The sequence below is a fragment of the Runella limosa DSM 17973 genome (assembly GCF_000482465.1).
GTDB lineage: Bacteria > Bacteroidota > Bacteroidia > Cytophagales > Spirosomataceae > Runella > Runella limosa.
Genome location: NZ_AXVJ01000061.1, coordinates 24,746 through 48,846, shown reverse-complemented (window position 1 = coordinate 48,846; position 24,101 = coordinate 24,746). Strand labels below are relative to the sequence as shown.

The window sequence follows — 24,101 nt, the reverse complement described above, 5'->3', positions numbered from 1 at the left end:
CTTCATTAGGCATAAAATATTATTTAACATTTTGTGGCCATTGGATAGCACTAAGTACGTTGTTACCAATACCACGCCCCATCAACAAACCATTTTCGTTGTCCATTGCGTAGTGAATACCGCCGTACAAACGCGAATTGGCACATTCTTGGGACATCGCAGCAAAGTTTGTGAATTTACGTGGCTGAAAACCATGCTGCACTTGAGAACGGTCAGTAAAGTTATAATTGCCATCACCACTGGTAAACAACTTCACAAAAATACGCTCTCCAACCCCAATTTCCGTGGCGTGTCCAGAGGTATAAGCAGGAAAGGCAGGTGTTCCAATCACCGTTTTAAAAGCGGGGTCAATGTACTTTTGAATGTAGGATACAGGGCGAATCAATGAATAATCATATTTGGCTTTCCAACAAGCGATGAAGGCATCAATTTCGGCAATACCCAACATGGCATAGCCTACCACTGCTTTTTCAAGGGTCGCATTTGTTTCTTCTAGCAACTGGGTTAAAATATTGAATGTATGCCCCGTTGGAGTACAAGTGACAAACGGGTCATCAGCCCAAAACTTCGTAATTTCCACTTGTTCAGCCGTATTATTTTTCACTTGATTATACACGGCCAGTGCTTCATTATAAAATGTCGAACCCTTATCCGTAGAAAACGGTATGGGTTTTACTGGATTGGCATAAGTCATGTCAGAAGCCAAAATCGGGCGGCATTTTTGCCAATACGGAGCAAGAGGAGTCGCATTATTGGCATCTGTAGGCACCCATTTGTCAACACCAGTTACGGGCGTAAAAGGTCTTGAAAAGGGATTAAGGTACGAATCGTGTCCACCATCGGTGAGTGAATATTCATAAATAGCTTGCGAAACGGCTCGCCCATGCTTTACCGACTCATCGACCAGCAGCTTTGAAGTTGTTTTCAGAAACGCGGCTAGGTTATCGGCTTCCATCTGATTGATTTTTGCTAGGTTGTCGGCACTCAGCTTTTTGTCAAACATTTTACGCATCATGTCAGCCACGGCGGCATTGACAACCGCACCCCAATGATAACGCACATTGAGCGGAAGAGGCACGGGCATCGTTGCTGGCATCAAGCGATTGATTTGACCAGCCAGAGGTTTCGCGTTTGGGATTCCACTGTACACAGCTTCGTAGGCCGTAATGCCCACATAGCCAAAAGCCCGAGACGCTTGCGGAGGTAAAAAGCCCCCAGTCTCTTTGACAATTCGACACTCCAATTTCATCCACTCACGCAGAAAATCAGCCGAATAGTCCGACACGTTGTTTGTTTTGGCGGGTTCTACCACCTCTGGCGTAGTTGTACATCCTGCCAACAAAGCCACAAAAAGCGCAAAGCATAGTAAACGTTTCATAATCAATACAAAGAAGGATTTGGTGTAGTTCGCAAATCTATTTTAAGTTAAAGTTCTTGTTAGACCTACCAAGTTTTAGAAACTTGGTAGGTCTTCTCAGTTTAATTCTTGTCTCTTTACAATTTCACCCCCACCGACAGCGCCACACTCCGACCATCCGAAGGCCAAATACCTGGCCCTGGGTAAAAGGTTGGACGTTTTGTGAAGTATGACTCATTTAATAGGTTATTGACACTCAACCGTACAGTATATCGTTCGCCGATTCGAACGGTGGAATTCCAGTCAATAATGGTATAACTTGGAACCACTCCTTTCGCTCCGTTGGCCGACGGCTGAACGGTATTGAGGGCATCTGCAAAGGTTTTTGACACATAGCTCCCCAACAACGTAGTGCTTAACCAGCGGTGGTTGAACTCTATCCCATTGCGGCTCGTCCACTGGGGTACCGACTCTACTCGATTGCCCACAATGTTTTGGTTTTCTTTTCCATTGCTCACTTGGCCTTTTACGTAGCGAGCATCAATGTAGGCGGTAGATGTAAATACCGATAAACGAGTTCGGCGAGTACGTAAAAATTCGTATTCCACATACATCTCTACTCCCTTATTGAGGTTGTCGCCGATGTTGGTACGGAAAATATACGACGTACCATCTGGGTCACTCAAAATCAAGCTACCAAGGCGATTTTTGTAGCTTAGTACAAAACCAGTGATGTCGTAATGTAGCTTTCCAGTACGTCCGCTCATTCCTACTTCCAGGTTGTACCCTTGGGCATCTTTTAGGTTTTTATCGGCCCGCTCCAACACGGAGCTTGGGATAATATCCTTCAAAATCACGGGGCGATACGCTTGCGACCAGCCCGCATAAATGCGATTTTGCTCGTTTAGACGATACTGCGTACTGACGCCAAACAACGGAAATCGGTGCGGGATACTATTAGGCACAACCTCAGGTTTGAGGTAGCGGATGTATCCCGAAAAGTCGGTTTGACCACTCTCCAAACGGAAGCTTGGGGAAACCGTCCAGCGGCGGGTCAAATACAATAAGTTTTCGGCAAATACTGCCACGTTCTTCGTTTTAAAGTGCATGTCACGTCCCCAGCCGTCGGTACCTACGAGCGTCAGGTCATAATCACTGCCTGTGGTTCCTTTGCCCATTTGTCTGCGGTTCAAGTCGTTGTTCATCACCTGTACTCCCGCAACCAGCACCGAGCTCATGTTACCGATTTGGTAGTCGTGCGACAGCTTTAGTTCAGACGTAAAACTGTTGAACTTATCAACATCGACTTGGCGATTTTTGTACTGCAACGTACTTGGCTCGATGGCATCTTTGACCGTGGCAAAGGCATCAATCATCACGCTGTTTCTCGCACCCAGCACCATCGAGTTTACCCATTGCAAACGCGTGCGGGGCGTAATTTCCCAACGCAACGTAAGTGAAGGCAAGTAAATGTCTGGTTCGTAATAATTACGCGAACGAGTGGACATCCGTGGGTTAGCCAAAAACATACTATCGGTCAATGGTCCAGGAATTTGATACACATAATCGGTATGTCCTACTTCTGCCTTTAAGGATAATTTTGGCGTAAAATCGTATTGCAAACTAACGTACTGCGACTCCGATTCCGAGCGACTATTCTGGCGGTACCCATCCGACTTACGACGGTGGTAATACGCATAGTACGTCAGCTTTCCTACTTTCCCACCAATGGCGTTGTAAGAACTTAACAAGCCAAAAGAGCCCAACGAACTGATATTCTCAAACCCAAACTTACGGGTAGTATCGGCTTGTTTGCTCACATAATTGACCATTCCGCCAAACTGCGCTCCGTATTGGAGTGAGCCCGTGCCGCGCACAACCTCAATCCGCTCAAACGATTCGGCGGGCGGGTTGTAGTGACTGGCAGGGTAGCCATACATATCGGTATTGCCAATGACGCCATTGTAACGGACATTAAACTCCCAGCTTCGGTGCGGGTCAAGCCCCCGCGTGGCAATGTTTATTTGGTTGCCCGAACCGTCCATGTCATAGACAAATATCCCAGGGATTTTGGCAAAAAGTTGACGAGGATTACGTTCGGCGATGTTCGCATTTAGTCCCAACAAATGAATCACTTCGCTTTTTTTTCCTGCGGCAATCAGCATTTGATGCACATCAGGTAAGCGTTCGATTTGGATTCGTTCTCGCAGCCCAACAACCTCTACTTCTTTTAAGTTTTGAGTGGTGTCTGGCTTTGTTTTTTGAGAATAACCCTGTAGGCCAAGGCATAACCCCAGCAACAGGAATGATGTATTTTTTATCATTCAATAGCTCCCTAATAATTGGTTAGTAAACTTTTTCATTTGGCTACAAAGCCAATAAATTACGCAAGTTTACCGAACTCGGGAGGGGGCGACAAAAGATAAAAAAAGGAGTCAGAAGGTATTTGTGAAGAAAGGTAATAGACGGATTTAGGTAAAAAACCTGCCAATAGCAACGGAGGCCAAACCAACTCTGCGTTGGATACGTACGACTTGGATAACCCTAAAAATAACGCAATCGTTTTTTTCACAGGATTCAGTGGCGCTTCAGAAGTAGCATCCAACGACTCCTGAATTTGATTGGAAAGTTCGGTAAAACGCTCGCGGGCATCGCGGTTGGTTTTGAGAACAATGTAAAGTGTATCGTCTTTATGATACTGCTTCACAATGTTATAAAAGTCGCCGTCTTTACGAATTAAGCCCTCTTGTTCGGCAGGTATTTCTTGGTAAGAAACGTAAGGCAATTCTTGAAGAGGTATCTTAATTATATCCCATTGGTCATTTTTGGTGACGGGAGAAGCGTTTTGGTATTCATCTTCAAAACACAGCAATGCCACCGACAGCCCAAACATGTGGTAGAGCAGTACGATTAATAGACCGGTGGATATAAGTTTCTTCAATGAAATTGGCACAATAAAGGGTACAAAATTAAGCTACCAATTATCATGCCAAAAATTATTTATACCTTTTTGTATTGGGATGAAACGTTTTCCAACTGTGCCAATACTCTTGATACGCATTGGCTCTTTCTAAATCGGGAATGCCCTTTCGGTGCGATTTTCCAGCCAAATCATACGCACACCCACCTTCATCATAGAGAGAATCATTTTTCATACTCAACTTTTGCCCAGGCGTAGCACGATAAAGTGCCACAAAACTCTGTTTATCAGACGCTAATACCACCGTAACGGGCAAATATCCAATCATATCATTGATGATTTTTTCTTTTTGCAATTGATTCCAATCATACGCTTTGACCCCTCCATTTACCTCTACACCCACCACCCACGATTTATCACTCCACGAAGCTGTATCACGTTTGGTCAACTCTCCCGTCCGTTTTCCCGTTTCGTATTTGCTCAATGAATCGTATTTTTCTTGAAATTTTGCATCGGGTTGCATCACCAAAGTCGTTGGGTGTAAATCCATCCATTTCGCCAAAGTAACTTGCATAACAGGAATTTCGGGCAAAAACTTCCCTTTCAGCTCGCCCGCTATCGCTTCCCCGTTGGCTTGTCGCCACCAACTACCCGTCGTTTTGTCTTCAAACATGGCGTTGAAATGATCCATCCCCACCAATCGGAAAGCTTCCTTTTGCCCTCCCACGATTGGCTCAAACACCCTACCCGTGCGGCAAACGGTGCAGTAAGTCACGATGATAGGTTTTCCTCCCAACGTATCTTGTACTTGGTGGTGATAACCAATGTATTGAATCGGATACGCCCGCGCTTGTCCATTCACTTCCACGCCAATCACAAGACGTTCTTTGGCTACTTTATTGTCCATTCTATTTTTCAGCGTCAGTACCGAAGGCTGATAAAACATCGAATCGGCCGCCATTGTGAAATTGGCAGCGTAGGTAACTGCTGCGACCGCAAGGATACAAATACCAGCTACGTACGGCTCCCATTTTTTCCCTCGGAAAACTACAAAAGCCCCTACCAAAGCCATTGCCCCAAACACCGCACGAAATGCCCACCGCCACGTATGTAAAAAATAGGCAGCGTCAATGCTGTTCATTCGTTGGCTACCTGGCATGGGCATGATGAAATACACGTTGGCGATTTCAAAAAGAATCAGGCCAATAATACCGATGTAAAAAAGTTTTTTCATAAAGATTCTAAGGATTAGGCACCATCAATTTGTTTGCCGAAATCTCACCGCTCGGAATAGGCCAAATGTAGTTGCTGGCCGTGGGCAACACCAATGGGGCTGTCCCGATGCTTCCCGTTTTAGCGGGCAAGGTCAGCCCGCGACGTTGTAAATCATGCAGTCGGAAACCTTCGCCCAGCAATTCGATGCGTCTTTCGTTAAAAATAAGGTTGAGTAAAGTCGTTTTAGAAGTAAGCTCTGTTTCTGCAAAAATATGATTCGGATTTGACCGATTTCTTACAGCTTTAAGCAAAGCAGCTGCCATCGACAAGTCGTTTGTTTGGGCGGCGGCCTCTGCGTAGTTGAGCATCACTTCGGCATAACGAATCACAGGTACGTAATCGCGAAACGGCGCGGTAGTGATGTTGAATTTGCGCAATACTTTCTGACCAGCACTGTTGGTACCAATCAAGCCCGTGCGTGCGTCGGCAACATTGGTGAGGGCGGGGTCGCTCACAATTCCGCCCGTTGCCAAAAACAAAATTGGCTGAGATACATACGTAAAAGCCAACGAGCTCTGCGACGGGGGGGTTTCGGTGGTAGTATTGGCAAATGGAATCGAAAAAATAGCTTCACTCCCCGTGTAACTGCCTCCAAAAATGGCAGCAATATTGGTTTCCAAACGATGCGTTAGCGAACCAGTCGTGTATTGAAAAGGAGCGGTTTTTGATACCAGTTTGGCCGCTTCTTCAACTACTTTCTGAAATTCGTTTTGTTGCAAATACACCCTTGTTTTGAGCGCAATCGCCGTACTTTTCTTAGCACGTGCGGTGTTCAACAAAGGCGTTGTATAGGATGCTGGCAAATCGACCTCTGCTTCATTTAAGTCTTTGATAATCTGCGCATAAACATCCGCAACCGAACTACGCGCCAAGTCATTGTTACCTTCAGTTGTGATAGCTTTGAGGCGCAACGGCACACCCAATGCGTTTTTGTCCACATTATAAGGTTTAGCGTAGGTTTGTACCAATGCCAAGTATGACAATGCCCGTACAAATTTAGCTTCCGCCACGTACAGCTTGGCATCAGCCACCGACACCACAGTGGTGCCATTAAGCCGCTCCATGAGTACGTTTGAAGCATTAATAGCCGAATAGGCTGCTCCCCATACGTTGTTGATAAACTCGTTGGTAGAAGCTACGTTTTGGTTCCAAACCGCTGAACCTGTAGCGGCGTTGCCATCGTTTTGTCCAAACTCATCACCGCGCTGCTCGTTGAAAATAATATAGCGACCTCCATAAAATGTCGCATTTTGGAGTTGCCCATAAAGATTATTGACCTGCGCCAGTATTTTGGCAGGGGTGCTGTATGCGGCCTCTTCGGCTACAGTAGTTTTAGGGACTGTATTGAGAAAACCATCATTACAAGCTGTCAAACAGACCGTTGCAAGCGAGAATATAAGTATTTTTGATTTCATTTTGTTCAATGTTTGTGTTGTAGAGAGTGGATTTAGTCCCCTCTTTTATCGGGATGACAAAAGGCTTTAAAATCCAACATTCAAACCTACTGAAAGCACTTGGGCGTTGGGCGGAACGTTTTGGTCTTTGCCAGAGTGAATCGAGTTACCATTGATAGATACTTCGGGATCTGAACCACGGTACTTGGTGATTGTAAAGACATTGGCCGCTTGCGCATATACCCGCGCGGAAGCTACCCTACCGCGCAGTAGATTGCTTTTCTGAACAGGAATGTTATACCCCAAAGAAATATTACGGAGTTTGAGATACGAACCGTTCTCTACCTTTGAAGTAGCTGCAAATGAGAAACCCGCCGATACATTGTCGCCATACTGTAGCTTCTGAATCTCAGTCACATCACCTGGCTTTTGCCAACGACTCAAAATGAAGGTACCATTATTAAAATACCGCTGATCAGAGTTGGTAGCACGTGTACCATTGTAGAGCTTATTACCAGCGACAAAGTTAAAAATCAAGTTCAAATCAAAGTTTTTATAGCTAAAACTATTGTTGAGCCCACCAAACAAGCGTGGCAACGAAGGCCCTTGAATCACCCCATCTTTAAGGTTATCAATGGCTGGGGCTGCCGTACCGTCTTTGTATGTCCACCGTGGCGAGCCAATGTGATTGTACTGAACTTCACGGCCTTCACTGTTGACAAACACCATCAAACCATTATCGGGGTTTACCCCTACCGTTGGAACGGCAAAAATTGAACCGATAGAGTAGCCCACCCGCGTCATGTTTTGAACGCCAAAAACACTCGGCACATACACATCACTCACGAGCGAAGTAACCTCGTTTTTGAGGGTTGAGAGGTTAAAACCTGTATTCCATCTAAAATCGCGATAGTTGGTCACAATGGCACTGATTCCTAGCTCAATACCACGATTATAAAGACTTCCTACGTTGGCATTAATGACGTTGCCTGGGATGCCCGCCGACAATGCCTGCGGGGCTTTCAGAATCAGGCCATCCACCTCGTTGTTGTAGTAATCAAACTCAAACGTAAGACGGTCGTTGAACATCGAAAAGTTGAGGCCAATGTCTAATTTTTTCGAGGTTTCCCAGCGAAGGTTGGGGTTAGCCGCTTGCGAAAATGCCAACGTGGGCATTCCACCATAAGTGTTTGAATTGTAAGTTCCAATCGCAGGATAGTCCCCAATTTCACTATTGCCTACCACCCCATAACTGCCCCTGATTTTGAGGTTATTAATGACGCGCGCCAGTCCGCTATTTTTATAAAAATCTTCCTCAAAAATATTCCAACCTACCGAGCCTCCACCAAAATTCCCGTATTTATTACCCGTCGCTAAGGCCGAAAGTCCATCGCGGCGAAAATTGAGACTCAACAAGTATTTTTTCTTGTAGTCATAGGTAATATTTGAAAAATAAGACAACAACGCATTCTCCATCAAGATGTTACCACTGGGAGCAATGTTACTAAAACCACCCTGAAAATTGGAATAGGAAGGGTCCGTCACGTTGGTTTGTTGTGCTCCCCAACCATCGGTAGTCGTTTTAATCGCTTCATGGCCGAGCAAAACTGTGATGTTGTGTTTTTCGTTAATGCTGGTGCTATACAACAACGTATTGACCCAATCGCTCCGATAGAACTTCGTAAAATTGTTGGTTGCGGCACCATTGGAAGCAGCCCCTCCTCCGTGAGTGGGATTAAGAAATGCCTTATTGGTCACTTGTAGGTTATTAAGCCCGTAGCTAGTTCTAAATTTGAGGTTTTTCAGTATTTTCCATTCTCCATAGACATTCCCAATGAGGGTATTGTTTTCCGACGAGCTTAAATCCAGCGTTTGTACCATGGCCAAGTTATAGGCATTTATGGTTCCAATCGTACTCGGATTATTGGCACCATAGCCCACACTGATGCCGTTTTGGATGCTATATGAGCCATCCGAACGGTAAACAGGTACGTTGGGCGGCAACACGTAGGTCATACGGGCGAGGGGTTCGTTGGTGATATACTGTGAGTTGTAAGCCGACGACGACATCGAGTTGCTGGGCACTGCACCCGTATTAGGGCCTATGTTGGTGCCATTGCTATAAGTAATATTGGCACCAAATGTGATGGATTTATTCAGTTCATGGCTAAAATTCAACCGCGCTGCCAACCGCTCAAAAGTGTTGTTTTTGATAAAACTGTTTTGGTGCGTATATCCCGTCGAGAAGAAGTAGCTCGTTGCATCGTTGGCACCTGACACGCTGATGTTGTGGTTGTGAGAAATTCCTGGACGAAACGCCACGTCGTACCAATCCGTATCTACCGTACTTCCATCGCCGTTTTTCATGAGGGCATAGCCAGGCGCACGTCCCGAGTTGACCATTGCCTCATTTTTAATCATCGTGTATTCTTCCGCTCCCAGCATTTTGGGCATATTGTAAGGCGTGCTGCGGCTCACCCAATTATCATAACTGACTTTTGGTTTTCCTTTACGGCCTTTTTTGGTTGTAATCACCATTACACCATTGGCCGCTCGCGAGCCATAAATAGCTGCGGCCGATGCGTCTTTGAGAACATCAATCGTTTCAATATCATTGGGATTTATATCGGCCAAGGGGTTGTTGCCAATGCCTCCACCAATCGCCCCCACAAAAACCGTTACCCCGTCCACTACCACCAATGGAAACAAACCTGACGTAATGGTGTTGATACCACGAATACGCAACACAGGAGTGGCATTGAGAATATTTGTGGGCTGAATCAAATCAATACCCGCTGCTTGTCCGTTCAATAACTGATCGAAACTGACAGCAGGGCGATTTTGTAGCTGTTTGGCTGCTACACTCGACACAGCGCCAGAAAACTCATTGCGGTTTTGAATCGTATAACCACTCGAAACGACCACTTCGCTCAGGCTCGTCACCGATTCTTTGAGCACAATAGCGTTAAACGCCAACGAGTTGACCACAACTTCTTTGGTTTCAAAACCGACAGAGCTCACCAATAAGGTAAAAGGTAATTTTGGTGCCTTAGGCCATGTAAACTCCCCTTTTTCATTAGTCAGCACAAAGTCTTTTCCATTTTTTAGTTGTACAGTCGCACTCACCAATGGATTTCCGCTTTGGGCATCTGTAACAATCCCTTTTAAAGTTGTATCCTGTGCCAATGCACAGCCAACCCATAAAAGCATCAGAAAAAGGCAGGTTATTTTTTGGGTAAAAAAATGTCTCATACTTAGCGATTTGATAATTTTATAATACAGTGGCTCACAAACGCGTGGCGTTCAAATGCCAAAATCCAGAGATGTAATTTAGTATTGTCTTCTTCATCCAAGTGAAAGACTGTTCCATCAATCCCAATTTTGTGATTATCTAAAAAGTTACCTTTCTCATCAAGCAAAAAAGAATAAAACGGATTGTCTTTCGTGAGGTGTTGTTGCTGATAATCAAAGGTTTCATAGAAGGAATGATTGGAAATCCCCATAGAAGCACGTGCACCGTCGCTGGCATTTGTAAGCGAAAGAACAGGCAGTGATGCTGGTTTAAGACCGCCCACAACCAAACGCGTAATAGTCTTGGCATCTTGATTACTCACAAAAACATACTCTATTTCTAGGGCTGTTTCCTTGGTAGGTGTGGTGATTTGTCTTTCTATCACTTTAGTAAGTTTACCAAACCGACTTAAATAAGTAACACGAGGGTCTTTGGTATCATAAAAACCTGGTTGAGCAAACGTCGCAAACCGTGTGCTATCGCTCAACAAATCGCCCATTTTTGTCACTTTTTTAGGATAGATAATATTTTTACGTTTGCGTTCCAATTCACCCTTCAACGCATACATTTCATCATTACTTGACACAAACGGAACTACTTTTTCGGATTTCACTTCACGTAACAAGCCCAGATTGATTTTTTTTGAAGGCGGGTCAACCCAATTTTCTAATCCTGCACGGTAAGGATCCATGCTTAGTTTATTGCGTTTTACAAAGAGTTCTTCGTACAAATCTTTCGGAAAATCAAACCAGCATTGCCAATATAATTTATCTTTACCGTCCGTATCTTTGGCATAAACCAACATTTCCCAGAGATAGGCATTAAGGCAGTTACGGGCCAAATCCACGCGCGAAATTTGGACTTCTGTCCCCGCAGTTACCTCAAATTGCCCTGCATTAAATTGTACTTGCTGACGATTCCACTCTTGGTTTATGAGGCCGATGTACGTCAAATAATCATCTTTTTTAATCCAATCCACCGCCGTCGGCATCCATTCTAAGAGCGGTATGCCTTTGATTTTGATGGTTGGCGTTTCGTTTTTTTGGGGAAGTAGCTCAAAGTCAAACTTGTCGTCAACTTGTTGTTGAATGGCAATCGTTTTATACAAAATCTGTTGCGCCTTGGGGTGTCTGGAGGTTAAATTAGGATTGTCGGGATATTGTTCATCGGTCATTTCTTTCACGGGTGTTTGCCAATTTTCTGCTTTATGACAGGCATTTAGCAAACAGAGAATAACCAATAGAGGTATAAGGTACTTCATTTCAATTTGGGTTGCTAGTTTAGGAGATTTACTGAAAGATTTTAAAAAGCCCCAATCAAGTTAATTGGGGCTTTTTGGTCACTCCAACCTATGATATTATATTATCTTTTCAGAAGTGTATTTTCCTTCTGCTGAGTATCCTTTTTCAACAACCCTGGCAGCTCTAGCGCGATATACCTCAGGGTTTTGAGGCGCAATCGTCGCTAAACCATCCACGTACCGATTAAACATGCAAAAAGCTGCCGCAATGAGTACCGTGTCGTGGATTTCACGGTCGGTAGCACCTTGTATTTTTGCGGCCTCCACTTGTTCGGTCGTAACGTGTTTTCCTCCTTTTTGCACACTACCCGCAATCGTCAACAATGACTTCATTTTTTCGGAAAGCGCGGTTTGTTCGTAATCGCATTTAACGGCTTTTACAAACGACCAATCTTCATCTCCCAAGTACTCACTTGCCACCGCTCCGTGAATGGTTTGGCAGAAAAAGCAGTCGTTTTGGGATGAAACGTAGGTGGCTATCAGTTCACGTTCGCCACGGCTCAGTCCTTCGTCAGTTTGCAAAAGCGCATTGGCCAGTGCATTCATCGGTTCAGCCGTATGAGGGCTAAAATTCATCGGGCCTAAAATCCCTGGTAAGTCGTTTTGAAATTGTATATGTGGCATGGTAAAATGTCGAATTTTAGAGTTCAGAGTGTCGAGTTTTTTTAAACCTTATAGGTTTTTGAAACCTATAAGGTCTATGCTTGTGGCTTCGGCGGTACATACCCCAGCGTGCCCATACGTTCACCCATAGGGATATAATCAGCGACATCGGTAGGCGTCACGGTGGCCAAGCCATCCACGTAGCGATTGAACATACAAAACGTCGCCGCAATCAGCACTGTATCATGAATTTCGCGGTCGGTAGCCCCGAGCAGGCGGGCATTGGCCACTATTTCTTCCGAAACGGTACGAGCGTCTTCTTGAACGCATTTCGCAATGGTCAGCAACGCTTTCATTTTATCCGAAATCGGTGCCGTTTGATAATCCGCAATGACAGCATCGACGACATCTTGGTTGTTTTCAAAGAGAAAACGGGCAGCGGCGGCGTGGCTACAAGTACAAAATGTACACTGATTGAGCGATGAAGTAAAGGTGGCAATCAACTCCGCATCAGCCTGCGAAAAGGCCGAATCGCCTCTCAAAAGTGCCTCCGCCAACGCGTACAAAGCCGCCCCCGTGTCAGGACGATAAGCCGCCAAACTACGGATTCCAGGAAAACCTTCGGGTAATGAAATATGTGGCATAGATGTATTTTAAATTAAAAAGGGTTGTTTTTTCAATAACTTTCCACGCTTATTTCCGCCAGTGCAATGCGTTGATATTTTTTCCAATTTTGGTACCTTCTTCCAGTCCAATGTCATTGTCATGGCGCGTGTGTATTCCGCCCATCAATCGCGACTCGGCACATTCTTTGGCAGACTCCCAGAATGAACGGTAGTGACGAGGTACAAAAACCACCTCTTTTTCTAAGTATTCAGGAATGTAGTCCCCTAGAAATACGGCATCATATTTGGCAGGCAATGGCTTCACTACATAATAGCGTTTGGGGCCCCGCCCCGCGTGAGTCGCGTCCGTAAAAGAAAAATTATCGCCGTACATTTCTGTCAAAACAGTGGCAGTAGCCGCCGATTGCACAGCATGGCCTGAATAAAAAGATGGAAAAGGAGGCTCCAAAAAAAACGGCAACCAATTAATCATTTCACCTGGAAAAACCTCTTTGTGTCTAAAATTTTGCCTAATAAATGACGACGGCCGCTGAACCATGTAGGCAAACTTTGCCTTCCAGCAGCAAATAAACGCATCTGCCACGGCCATGCCTACGCGGGCATAAGTCTCAGCAGCTTTAATGGCGTCAGCGTTGCTGTTTAGAACAGCGATGGTGGCCAAATTATATGAATGACCTGGCGGCGAACACGTTTCGGTTGGGTCATCTCCCCACCACATCACAATCGCCCGCTCTTCGTTGGTCAATGTCTTCTTGCGATCAGCTACCTCTTTATATTGTTTGTAATACTCGGTGGTTGTATCAGTAGAATACACCAGCGGCTTAGGCAATGGCAGTAAAGCATTTTGGGCTGAGAATGTCCGATTTTGTCCCCAAGTTGGGTGCATCGGAATTTTAGAATTTGATTGGCCAATGCTAGGAGGTACCCACAGTCCTTCCCCTTGAGGTCGCACATAATCTTTAGGAAAGTTTCTCAAATGACCTTCATGGCCGCCATCTAGTTTTGCCCACTCGAAAATACGGTATGCCAACATCCTCCCATAGTCAACCGAAGCTGTAGCTACCGCAGGTGAAAGATTTTGAGAATAACGTTGATAAATCACTTTTTCCAGTGAGTCTATTGGATTTGTTTTATTTGTATAGCCATAAAAAGCCTTTAAAATCTGGGCTTGACCTGCGTTCAAAGCCAGTTCCCAGGCATATTTTTTGTTAGGCTTTGGTATTGATAAGGTATCACAGAGCGACTTGATGATTGAGCGATGTTTGGGCGAAATAGGTACCGTAGCCTCATACATTGTAAGTCCAATGTACGCCAAAGCCCTCGACCCATAGGTCGGAGTATTATTAGGTGCTTGCGACATCACCTGCACTGTCATTTTAGCCCAAGCGATAGGTACCGAGGCATCTTTTCCTTGGCTCTTATCGTTTTGCTGGGCTTGCAGCATTGATATTCCAACAAAGAAAACACCAATCCTCAACCACCCTTTTATGCTTGTTGTTTTCATCATATTCCACGCCTTTTTTTGCTATTGCTTTAGAACCATTAGGTTTTGATAAAAAACAGGCTTATCAGACGATAAGCCTGTTTAAGTCATCAATTACCTATCAATTATTTTATATCACTTTTCACTTCTAATTCGCTGGTTTCCATTTCATTGCATTTACTTTTCGACCTACATTGTATCCCATACGTAAGCCTTCGTCGCAATCCATTCGGTAATGCACTCCTAGCAAAATTCTTGAAATCGCATTTTCGTAAGCCATCTCATTGAAATCGTGATAACTCCGAGGTTTACCAATAAACTCCACCCGAAACTCATGGCTTCGGTCGGTCATTTGATACTTATAGCCAAAGATGTTTGACAAAATTTCTGCGGCAACCGCCCCAAATGTAGAATGCCCCGATGGATACGCTGGAAACGGAGGCGTCACTCCTTTTACTTTTTTGACGGTATTGTCCAACAATGTGATCCATTTAGGGTTAATCGAACGATTGATGTATGAAATCGGGCGCTCAACGTTGTACAAAAACTTAGAATTCCAACACGCCACCCCTGCATCGCTCAATCCCATTCCCAGCTTGGCATAGGTATAAACGGCGGTTTCGAGGTGGGCTTTTTCTTGCACCATCACTTGATTGGCAATCGCAATCCAACGAGCCGCTGGTTCAAACGTCTGTTCAAAAATATCATCACTCCAAAACTCGCCAATCCATCTATTCTCATAATTATCTGGAAATGAGCATACTTCTAGCGCTTGTGCAAAAAACTGTGACGTAATTTGCGAACTGTATTCAATGGGTGGCTTCGCTACTTTATCCTCTGCCGAGATGGCAAAAGTGCGCGTACGCCCCCAGTAAGGCAACAAGGCACGGGTAAAATCAGGTTTTGTTGGCTGCCATTTTCCTACTCCCACTGGTGGTACATAGTCAGTAGGGTGTGGGTTCAGATACGCCTCATGCCCATTTTTATCCGTTTTTGAATACTCAAACATCACCGAAGCCACACTTTCACCCAATGCGCGCGAACGTGCAAACGTCTCCGCATCGGTTTCTGCCTGAAACTCTTTAAAGAAAGATTCGCCCAACTGGTTCATTTTTGCCTTTTGGTCAGCGCTTACGTGCGGAAAAAACTTCAACATCATCGACAGGTACGAGGCATTTACCGCCGTTGGCCAATGATACGCTTTTCCAGCTTCAGCTTTTGGAATAGTTATTCCTGACAAATAAGGCGCAAGCGACTGGTAGTCTTTTGTCCCCGAAACCACGGTTTCGTAGGCCGCAAGACCAATGTAAGCAAAGGCTCTCGCTGCTACGGGCGGGCGATACCCTGGCGCGTAGCGGTCGAGTTCTAAAAACAACTCTCCCCATTTCAAGACTACTTTTGCATCGTAATCTTTCAATTCTTTTTGTGGAGTAACGTCTTGATTCTTATTACATGCTATAGCTAAGAGCATCAACAGCCCTAGCACGCCTTGGTTAATTAATTTTTTCATAATTGATTACATTTAAATTTTTTAAAAATTAAAGTGTTTCAATTATTTACGGGTTATATTATCAGTCATCAATTGCCATTCTCTTTGCTGAAAAAAGCCATCCCTAAGGCAATCAGAAATGCTACAGAAAATGTAAGTAGCGCATTGCTTAGGCCACCAAAAAATGCGACCATAGCGCCAACAAAAAACACCGAAGTGGCCGTAAAAAAGCGGCCAATATTAAAACAAAAGCCCGTGGCCGTTGCTCGAATCGAAATAGGAAAAAGTAAGGGTATATAGCTCGAAAGCGTTCCTTGGCTAATGCCGAAAAAGAGCGATAGACAAGCCATTTCTACATAGACAATTGAGCTAAACTGCTGGTTGGTCAAAAACAAAATCAACGACAGCATAGCACACCCTAAAAACGTAATAATCAGAGTTCTACGAACACCTATCTGTTTAATCAAAAAGCCTGAGAGTATCCCTCCAACAATACCACCCGAACCCAACAACATCATGGTCACACCACGTTCTTTTTGGCCACTTTGACCTGCTGGCAATAAAGATTGAACCCAAGTCGGAATCCAAGAAAAAATACCCCAAAGCCCAATCAACACAGACCCAAAAATGACCATGCCTATCAGGAGATTGGAGCGATTTGAAGCACTCCACAATTGTGCATCTACTCCATTTTTTTCTATTTTTGATTGATGCCAAGCCTTCGATTCAGGTAGCCATTGCAACATAGCAAGCGCCGTAGCCATAGGAATGACTCCTAGCCAAAAAGCTTGACGCCAATCAGCAAAAAATACGTTCATCCCTCCCGTGGCTACAATACCAATGGGAAAAGCTACGGCCAATATTCCCAATGCAATAGGGCGAGTGCGAACAGGCCAAACTTCCGACAAATAAACTGTCGAAATCAGTAGAACGCCTCCGATGCCCATTCCTGTCGCAAAACGGCAAGCCATCAATAAGTACCAATTAGGTGCAAAAGCCGTTAGCAACGTAGCAGTACCGTACAAACCAGTCACCAAAATCAGTGATTTTGTACGGCCAATACGATCACTCAACCAACCGAAAAGTAACCCACCAAGACCCCAGCCGTATAGGAAAGCAGCTCCGACGTACGCTCCAATCTCTCCCAAACGTGCCTCAGAAATACTTGTTTCACCCAGTAATTCTGGAATCGCCACGGGTAAATACACTGACATAAGCGTAGCCGCCGTACCACCAAACAAATAACTCAACATACAAAGGCCAAAAGCGACCCAATTATGTTGCACAGCTTCGGTTGAAACGTTGATCGTAGCCGCACTTTCTAGACGAGAGGTATTCATTGTGTTTTTACAAATTAATTGGTTTATTGACCCGTTAAGTTAGATAGGGGTAGGTGTAACACACACAGGAATCGCCCCTTTGCTTCGCTCAAAATTTAGTTTTTTCAAGTTTACAACTTCCAACTTTTCGCTATTCTCCTGAATTTTCAGAAATTGATTGGGTTTAACATTTTTAAATACCTGTTGGTGAGCAGCACGGCCTCCCCCCCAAGTCACTTTGATTTCATCAATAACCGTTGCTTGGCCGATGCCTATTTCGCGACGTAAAGCCGACGAACCAAAACTCCCTCCTGAGCTTACCACTTGATGCACTACTCGCTTTACCCCATTTTCTCTAAAACTAACTTCGACTTTAGTACCAATTGCCGAGCGGTTATTTTGTTGCCCTTTCAGCGTCAAGTAAATCCAACGGTTATCGTTTTGACCAGGATTGAGGTACAAAGAGTTATTGTAAGAATCGCCAGGGTAAGCCCCCCCTACTTCAATAAAAATATCTTGGTCGCCATCATTGTCAATGTCAGACATCGCCACACCGTGGCCTTTCTGTAAATTGCCAACCCTGCCCGACACCGTCACGTCAGCAAATGCTTTTCCACCTACATTTTTATAGAGTCTGTTTGGTACCAGCGACTGGTAGTCTGGATTTCCCGTACCGAGATACATATCAGGATAACCGTCATTGTCAATGTCACCAAAATTGGAACCCATCGCAAAAACACAGCGGCTAAGACCTGTTTCAACCGAAACATCCTTAAAAGTGCCATCGTGGTTATTACGAAAAAGATACATACGTGCGGCGGTATTGGGTATCTTCATCACATCTGTTGCCACGGAGTAAGCAAGTGTTCGGTCAAATTGATAACCGCTGACAAAGAGGTCCTCCCAGCCGTCGTTATCATAATCCCAAAACCACGTAGGAAATGTCGAAACCAATAATTGATCTAAACCTGCTTTTTCTGTCACATCTTCAAAATATATTTTCCCCTGCACCACCCCTTTGTTTTTCAGAAGGATTTTGGGGCCATTCGTAGTAGAAAGAAAAAGGTCTTGCCAGCCATCGTTATCATAATCTCCTGCGGTGACTCCTTTCACAAAGGCATTTATATTACACCCAGCTTCTACCGCCACGTTGGTAAACTTGCCATTTCGATTGCTCATAAACAACTCACAACCATGCCGTTCGCCATTCTGAACTGATTCGTTGCCGATAAATAAATCTAGCCAGCCATCGTTATTAAAATCTCGCCATACTCCTGCTTGTGTAGGGTGCAATGAATACAAGCCGCTTTGCATCGTCACATCATTAAATGTTCCATCGCCATTGTTACGGAGCAGTGAATTGGGTTGTTTTCCAAATGGACCTGCCATCCAAGCGCCGCGCAGAACCAAAATATCCAAAAAACCATCGTTGTTATAGTCGGCTTGAAGGATGTTTAAACCACCTTTAAATTTTGATAAGCCTGCCTTTTCAGATACATCTACCAACGACCCATCGCCATTATTTTTGAAATAGTGCATGGCTCCGTCAAGCCCCCAATCTGAGGTAATGACATCCAGATACCCATCATTATCAAAATCATCGACAATTGCTCCACCTGCCTTGTTTTGAATATCAAGACCTACATTTGGTGCTACATCCACAAACGGTTTAATGCTGATATTTGAGGGGTCTTTGTCTAAGCCCGCAATAAGGTATTGTGCTGGAACTCGGCTGGGATATTCTCCCAGCGTCATGTAGGCAATATTGAGCAACCAACGAGTTTCATAATCGGTCGGGTTCATTTCTAGCATTTTCTCATATACCTGAACTGCCCTCCGCGAACCCGTTTGGATTTTGTGTATGCCCGTATTGGCAATGGGTAAAATGCACGATTCTACCGAATGATTTTTGACGCAATTTTGGCGTTCGGCAAGCCGCACGTTGGCCATTCCCAACGTTGCCAAGGTTTGATACACATTCTTTTTAGACTCAACCACCTGGGGCAGTACATCTTCTAGTAAATCAATGGCTTTTTTTTCATCCCCAAACTTTAACAAAGACATTGATTTGTAATAATTTACCACCAAAGACCGATACGGATTGCCTTGGCTGACCACAAGCATCGAATCAAAAAAGACCAATTCTGCTTCGGGGCAAAAGGTATTTTCCTTGTTAAAATTGGCTTTATGTATTTTTGCTAATACGTCCACCATCTCATTATCATCATGGTCCCTGCTACAAGCAAAAAGGAATAACGATACGATTATGATGCAACTGCTCCACCCTACCCCCATTGGGGATAGTGTTAAGGGCAATTTTTTATGACTATAGTTGTGCATTGTTACAAAGGGTTAGGAAGAGTACCGTATTTTATCTCAACAACTCATCAAACGTCAAACTCACATAATACAAACCTCCTACGGCTGGTGAACCGTATGCCTGCACCACGTAGTTGTTCCCTAAGTTGGAAGCGCCCAACTTGAGCATCGTTTTTAGCTTCGTCAATTTGTACGAAACTTGCGCGTCAATCAAGTTGTAAGCAGGAACAGGTCCTGGGCGGTTTTCGGTAAATGTACCGTACCACAAAAAGGCGTCTTGCCAGTGCCACGCAACGCTAAAACCGACTTTATCGGTCAAGCGAGCATTGCTAAACGTGACGTTGGTTTTCCATTTTGGCGTATTAAAGGCGGGAACGTTGTTGGGGTTGGCATCCAAAATATTGAACTGTGCCCAAGTTGCGTTGGCGGCCAAGCGATAGCCTTTGTCCAACAACACCGTCACTCCTCCGCTGGCACCGTCGGTCGATACTTTATCGGCGGCATTGGTATATAATTGGAAGGTCTGACGCGTAGTTGTGCTCAAAATCTCTTGTGCCGCTGCGGGATTGATGCTTCCATCGGCCGCTAACACCGCCGCCGAGTTGGGGCGAATCACCACTTGGTTGATTAAGAAGTTGGTGAATTTTCCGTGATAATAACTTACATCAAACAACAAGCGGTTGTTAATGGCACCTTTGTAACCAATTTCAAACGCCTGCATTTGCTCAGGACGAATGTAGGGAACAGCCGATTTCACCAACTTGTCTTTGTGCTTCGCAATGGCTTGGGCAAACGATGTCCCCGCCGCCGTTTCTTGTCCAAATGCCGCTCCAAACGCTCCTACCGAAGCCGCCGTAAATGAATTTTCGTAGGCATTCAAACCTGCTGAATTTGACGGAGCACCACCCAACAAAATCAGAGGACCGACATTAAGTTTAATGTATTGGTCAACGACCGTCGGGTTACGAAAACCCGTTTGGTAACTTACCCGAAAATTGTGGTTGGTATTGGGCGAAAACACCGCCGAAGCTCTTGGCGTAAAGTTTCCTGCAAAGCTTTGGTTTTTATCATAACGACCTGAAACCGTTAGCTTTAACTTATCTGCAAAAAGCGTTTTTGACGCTTGTACAAACGCACCGTATTCTTTGACGCGAACTTTATTGGTTTTATCGTCAAACAGCGTCCCGTTGGTATTCATGTCGTAGTAGCGCAAGTTTCCACCCGCCTGAATGCTCAACCACTCAAAATGAGGAGTAAAATCGTACAAGCCTTCTACGTGGTACATTTTGCACAAACTCAATACACCTGCGCCTTCCAAACCGTACAAGTGGCTGTACTTGTCTTTGGCCGCGTCAAACGCTGACGTCCCAGGCAAAATTCTACCCTCATCGGCAAATGCCCGTGCAGCGGTATGGTTTTGAGATGTGATACCGTTAACCTTCCCGTTGTAGGCTGCCCCGTAGCGTTCAAACCAAGTGGCATCTGCTTTGCCGATAGGCACTACATTACCACTCAAATCTTTTACCCAAGTGCGGTTGATAAACTGCCCTAATGAACGGGTATTGTACGCATTTTGCGAGTTTTCGGCCACCGAATACGCACGGATAAAGAAATTGGCTCCTTTCAACTCCAGGCGCTGTTGCGTAAAACGAAAATCGCGCAACATGTTACGGCTACTACTGGTATAATTGGCCGTTCCTTGGTTGACATTGATTTGGTAAATCGCCTCAATTTTATCCGAAATACGGTAATGCAAAGCCGCATTGGCTTTTAGGCTATATACATCGTAAGTGGTTACGTCTTTTTCCAAATAACCCGTACGAGACACCCGCCCAATCCCTGGCAAGGTCGAAGCGACTTCGTCCCCGTAGATGTTCAAACTATTTTTTCCAGGATTGTTATTTCCCCTATTTTCAACGGGTGTATTAGGGTCAATATCGGTATAATCTGTTGCGTACCAATCAGTTCCTTTGATGTATGACGCGTTTAGTTTAAAGGCAAAACGGTTGTTAAAAGCTTTTGCATAACGGATTGCCGTTTCAGAAAAAGGCTTTACACCTCCCCCATTGGGGTCATTGACGTGGTTAATACCTACTTTTTGCTGAACTGTCAACCCTTGAAAATCAAACGGACTTTTGGTTTTTGTCATCAACAACCCGTTAAATGCCGTCGGGCCATATAGCGCCGAAGCTGCTCCAGGAATGAGCTCAATCGACTCTACATCCAAGTCAGAAACGCCGAAAAAACTACCCGCCGCAAAGCCCAAACCCGCCGATTGGTTATCGACGCCGTCGGTTAATTGCAAAAAACGGCTATTTCCAATGTTGTTAAACCCGCGCGTATTGATCTGGCGAAGTGTCAAACCACTCGTCACCATATCCACTCCTTTCAGGCTGTTTAAGGCTTCAAAAGCCGTCGCAGCGGGCGCTTGTTGAATGGCGCGCGCTTCCATTTTTTCGATGGTAACGGGCGTTCTTAAACTGCTTTCTTCAATCCGCGAGGCCGAGACAATCACCTGATTAAGTTCCGCCACATCGGCCTTCAACGAAATCGTCAGAGGTTGATCATTGCTGGCGCTTACTTCTTGGCGTTCGTAGCCTACCATCGAAATCACCAAAGTAACTGGCGTAGCCGTAGCCAACTCGAAACGACCTTTCGCGTCGGTCACTGTACCGATAACTTTTCCTTTCACCGCCACCGAAACTCCCTGCAAAGGCTGTTTTGTTTCGGGGTCAGTGATTATTCCTGACAAGCGCGTCTGTTGCGCTTGTAGTGTACTACTCATCCAACAAATGCAACCGAAGAAAATTAAAAGAGATATATATTTTTTCATTGTTTATAACAATTTTGACAAAGTGGGTACTTTATCGTCCGAAAAGGGTCAAACGATGGTAAAACTGTGCTTTACTTACGAGAAAAATAAACCTAGTACTCCCTATTTAGGCGCTACAAATCCCCCTGGCGGGCGGGTATATCCGCGCCCTACAATACGTTCACCTAATGTCTGGTAAAACGAAGGATCAGAAGGAGCTACCGTCGCCAATCCGTCCACGTACTTGTTGTAAAGGCAAAACAAAGCCGTAATCAACACCGTATCATGAATCTCAAGGTCGGTGGCTCCTGCTTGTTTAGCGCGCTCGATTGCCTCGGCAGTCACGGCTTTTCCGCTCACTTGCGTCAGCGCTGCGATATTCAGCAACGCTTTCATTTTGTCGCTCACGGGTGCCGTTTCAAAGTCCTGCTTTACCAACCGCGCCGTTTCTGACTCGCCCAAGAGCAAATCGGCGGCTTTGGTATGCGCTGCTTCGCAGAAATTGGTGCAATTGCGGGAAGAAACCAACGTAGCTATCAGCTCACGTTCGCCCTGTGTGAGGCTAGACTCTCCGCGCAACAAAATTTGCGTCAAATCGCGGATTGGCAAAGCGGTATCCAAGCGGTATTCGAGCAAGCCCGTAATACCTGGCAGGTGTGCTGGCAATGGAATATGTGGCATAACAACCAGAAAATATCTGTTTTTATTTTTCTCAAATTTTTAAGGAAATGAGTTGTCACAAAGCATACCTGTATTCTTTCACCTCTGAAAGAAGTCATGCTATTGAAACAAATCTTTTGTCAATAAATAGCTACCGCGAGACGGAGCATTCACCTTAAAAAAGAGCTTTAGGAGGCGGCACAATCACCCGCAGGGCGCGGGTCATTAGAGAAGAAGTGTTGTTTTCTAACGGTGAGGAGTCGGTCAGCCATTCTACTACGTAAAATACGTGTAAACGTTGAAACGAAACGTATTCTTTTAACCACTGTCCTGCCCAAGACTTTGACGGCTTTGGATGTTCAGTAGCTTGGTTTTTAATGTGTTGGTCAATGTGATCAGACAGCGCTTCAAAATTAGCGCGGGCGTCACGGTTTGGTTTACATTTGATGAAAAGTGTATCATTGAGCATGATTTGCTCTACCATTTCGTAAAATTCATCTCCCGCCTGAATCGTTCCTTGAACAGGCTCAGGAGCTGTCCAGTCGGTTTGGTAGGGAAGCGAAACGGGTACTTTTACCGTTACAAAGTCACCTTCTTTTAAGGTAGAAAGAGGTTCGTCTTTGGATACTTCAAACGCGACATTGCCCCCCAACCAATAGACTACCGAGTAGCCTACCATGTTGTAGAGCAACAGCGCAAAAAGTAGTATGGAGACAAACCTTTTCACTTTGTTAGGGGAACTTTATTGAGTTATTTTTTTTCAGGAAAGGCCGATACGTGTTGTTCAATAATCAACCATTTCCCTCCTCTTTTTTCATATACAAACAAATAACGAACGGGCTTTTTTTCACGGCTGCCATCGGCGGCATTTACGTCAAACACCCACGAACCTGAGCAAGTCGCTATATCACCAAAGATACGTACTCGCTGGTCGTTGTTAAGCGTTGCTACGGGTTTCTTGGCAATCAAGGTTGTCAAAAAAGCCTTACGGGTTTCTGGTGTGTTGGCACTATTAATAAAGGTTGGAAAAAACACAGCGTCGCTGGCATACATGGCAGATACTCCCTCTAGGTCTCCTTTTACTAACCCATTGTGCCAGTTGGTTACTTGCTGTGCTATTTCAGACGGTGTGGTTTGGGCAGCTACCATGGTATAACTAGCCACTGCCAAGAATAAAGTAATAAGTAGTTTCATTGTTTTTTTATTTTCCACCTACAAGGTCTAGTAAAACCTCATAGGTGGATATTGCGTA

General features: G+C 44.8%; 17 protein-coding genes. All 17 read right to left on the bottom strand.

The genetic code is table 11. From position 1 onward, the window contains the following. Positions 1-19 precede the first annotated feature (19 nt). Positions 20-1,378, bottom strand: coding sequence for a vanadium-dependent haloperoxidase (locus K339_RS32805; protein ID WP_051397854.1), 1,359 nt, complete (start codon positions 1,376-1,378; stop codon positions 20-22). Positions 1,379-1,494: 116 nt separating this feature from the next. Next, entirely contained in the window at positions 1,495-3,681 is a 2,187-nt protein-coding gene (locus K339_RS0106840) for a TonB-dependent receptor family protein (RefSeq protein ID WP_028522946.1), read from the bottom strand. Between the two features lie 59 nt (positions 3,682-3,740). Beyond that, positions 3,741-4,250, bottom strand: a complete 510-nt coding sequence (locus K339_RS32800; RefSeq protein ID WP_051397853.1) for a hypothetical protein — start codon at positions 4,248-4,250, stop codon at positions 3,741-3,743. 103 nt (positions 4,251-4,353) lie between these two features. Continuing rightward, positions 4,354-5,511 (bottom strand): DUF3179 domain-containing (seleno)protein, encoded by a 1,158-nt coding sequence (locus tag K339_RS0106830; protein ID WP_028522945.1) that lies wholly within the window; start codon positions 5,509-5,511, stop codon positions 4,354-4,356. Positions 5,512-5,518: 7 nt separating this feature from the next. Next, positions 5,519-6,967 (bottom strand): RagB/SusD family nutrient uptake outer membrane protein, encoded by a 1,449-nt coding sequence (locus K339_RS0106825; RefSeq protein ID WP_028522944.1) that lies wholly within the window; start codon positions 6,965-6,967, stop codon positions 5,519-5,521. Between the two features lie 66 nt (positions 6,968-7,033). Then, positions 7,034-10,156 carry a SusC/RagA family TonB-linked outer membrane protein gene (locus tag K339_RS0106820; protein ID WP_051397852.1) on the bottom strand — a complete coding sequence of 1,041 codons (3,123 nt, stop codon included), beginning with the start codon at positions 10,154-10,156 and terminating at the stop codon, positions 7,034-7,036. Between the two features lie 44 nt (positions 10,157-10,200). Beyond that, positions 10,201-11,499: a hypothetical protein gene (locus K339_RS0106815; RefSeq protein ID WP_028522942.1), complete on the bottom strand. Its 1,299-nt coding sequence runs from the start codon at positions 11,497-11,499 to the stop codon at positions 10,201-10,203. Positions 11,500-11,595: 96 nt separating this feature from the next. After that, entirely contained in the window at positions 11,596-12,162 is a 567-nt protein-coding gene (locus K339_RS0106810; RefSeq protein ID WP_028522941.1) for a carboxymuconolactone decarboxylase family protein, read from the bottom strand. Between the two features lie 74 nt (positions 12,163-12,236). Further along, complete coding sequence (locus K339_RS0106805) at positions 12,237-12,785, bottom strand: carboxymuconolactone decarboxylase family protein (protein WP_028522940.1); 549 nt, start codon at positions 12,783-12,785, stop codon at positions 12,237-12,239. A 49-nt stretch (positions 12,786-12,834) separates the two neighbouring features. Next, positions 12,835-14,274 carry a vanadium-dependent haloperoxidase gene (locus K339_RS0106800; RefSeq protein WP_028522939.1) on the bottom strand — a complete coding sequence of 480 codons (1,440 nt, stop codon included), beginning with the start codon at positions 14,272-14,274 and terminating at the stop codon, positions 12,835-12,837. A gap of 124 nt (positions 14,275-14,398) precedes the next feature. Next, the gene (locus K339_RS0106795) at positions 14,399-15,760 is read right to left on the bottom strand and encodes a vanadium-dependent haloperoxidase (RefSeq protein ID WP_028522938.1); all 1,362 of its coding nucleotides are present in this window, start codon (positions 15,758-15,760) and stop codon (positions 14,399-14,401) included. 68 nt (positions 15,761-15,828) lie between these two features. Then, positions 15,829-17,079: an MFS transporter gene (locus K339_RS32795; RefSeq protein ID WP_051397850.1), complete on the bottom strand. Its 1,251-nt coding sequence runs from the start codon at positions 17,077-17,079 to the stop codon at positions 15,829-15,831. Positions 17,080-17,118: 39 nt separating this feature from the next. Further along, complete coding sequence (locus tag K339_RS32790; protein WP_051397849.1) at positions 17,119-19,272, bottom strand: CRTAC1 family protein; 2,154 nt, start codon at positions 19,270-19,272, stop codon at positions 17,119-17,121. A 157-nt stretch (positions 19,273-19,429) separates the two neighbouring features. Continuing rightward, positions 19,430-22,210, bottom strand: coding sequence for a TonB-dependent receptor (locus K339_RS0106780; protein ID WP_028522937.1), 2,781 nt, complete (start codon positions 22,208-22,210; stop codon positions 19,430-19,432). A gap of 102 nt (positions 22,211-22,312) precedes the next feature. Next, a complete protein-coding gene (locus tag K339_RS0106775; protein WP_028522936.1) occupies positions 22,313-22,870 on the bottom strand; it encodes a carboxymuconolactone decarboxylase family protein in 558 nt (185 codons plus the stop codon). Between the two features lie 154 nt (positions 22,871-23,024). Continuing rightward, entirely contained in the window at positions 23,025-23,576 is a 552-nt protein-coding gene (locus tag K339_RS32785; protein ID WP_157607502.1) for a hypothetical protein, read from the bottom strand. A gap of 23 nt (positions 23,577-23,599) precedes the next feature. After that, positions 23,600-24,043: a DUF4440 domain-containing protein gene (locus tag K339_RS0106765; RefSeq protein ID WP_028522935.1), complete on the bottom strand. Its 444-nt coding sequence runs from the start codon at positions 24,041-24,043 to the stop codon at positions 23,600-23,602. Between the last annotated feature and the right edge of the window lie 58 nt (positions 24,044-24,101).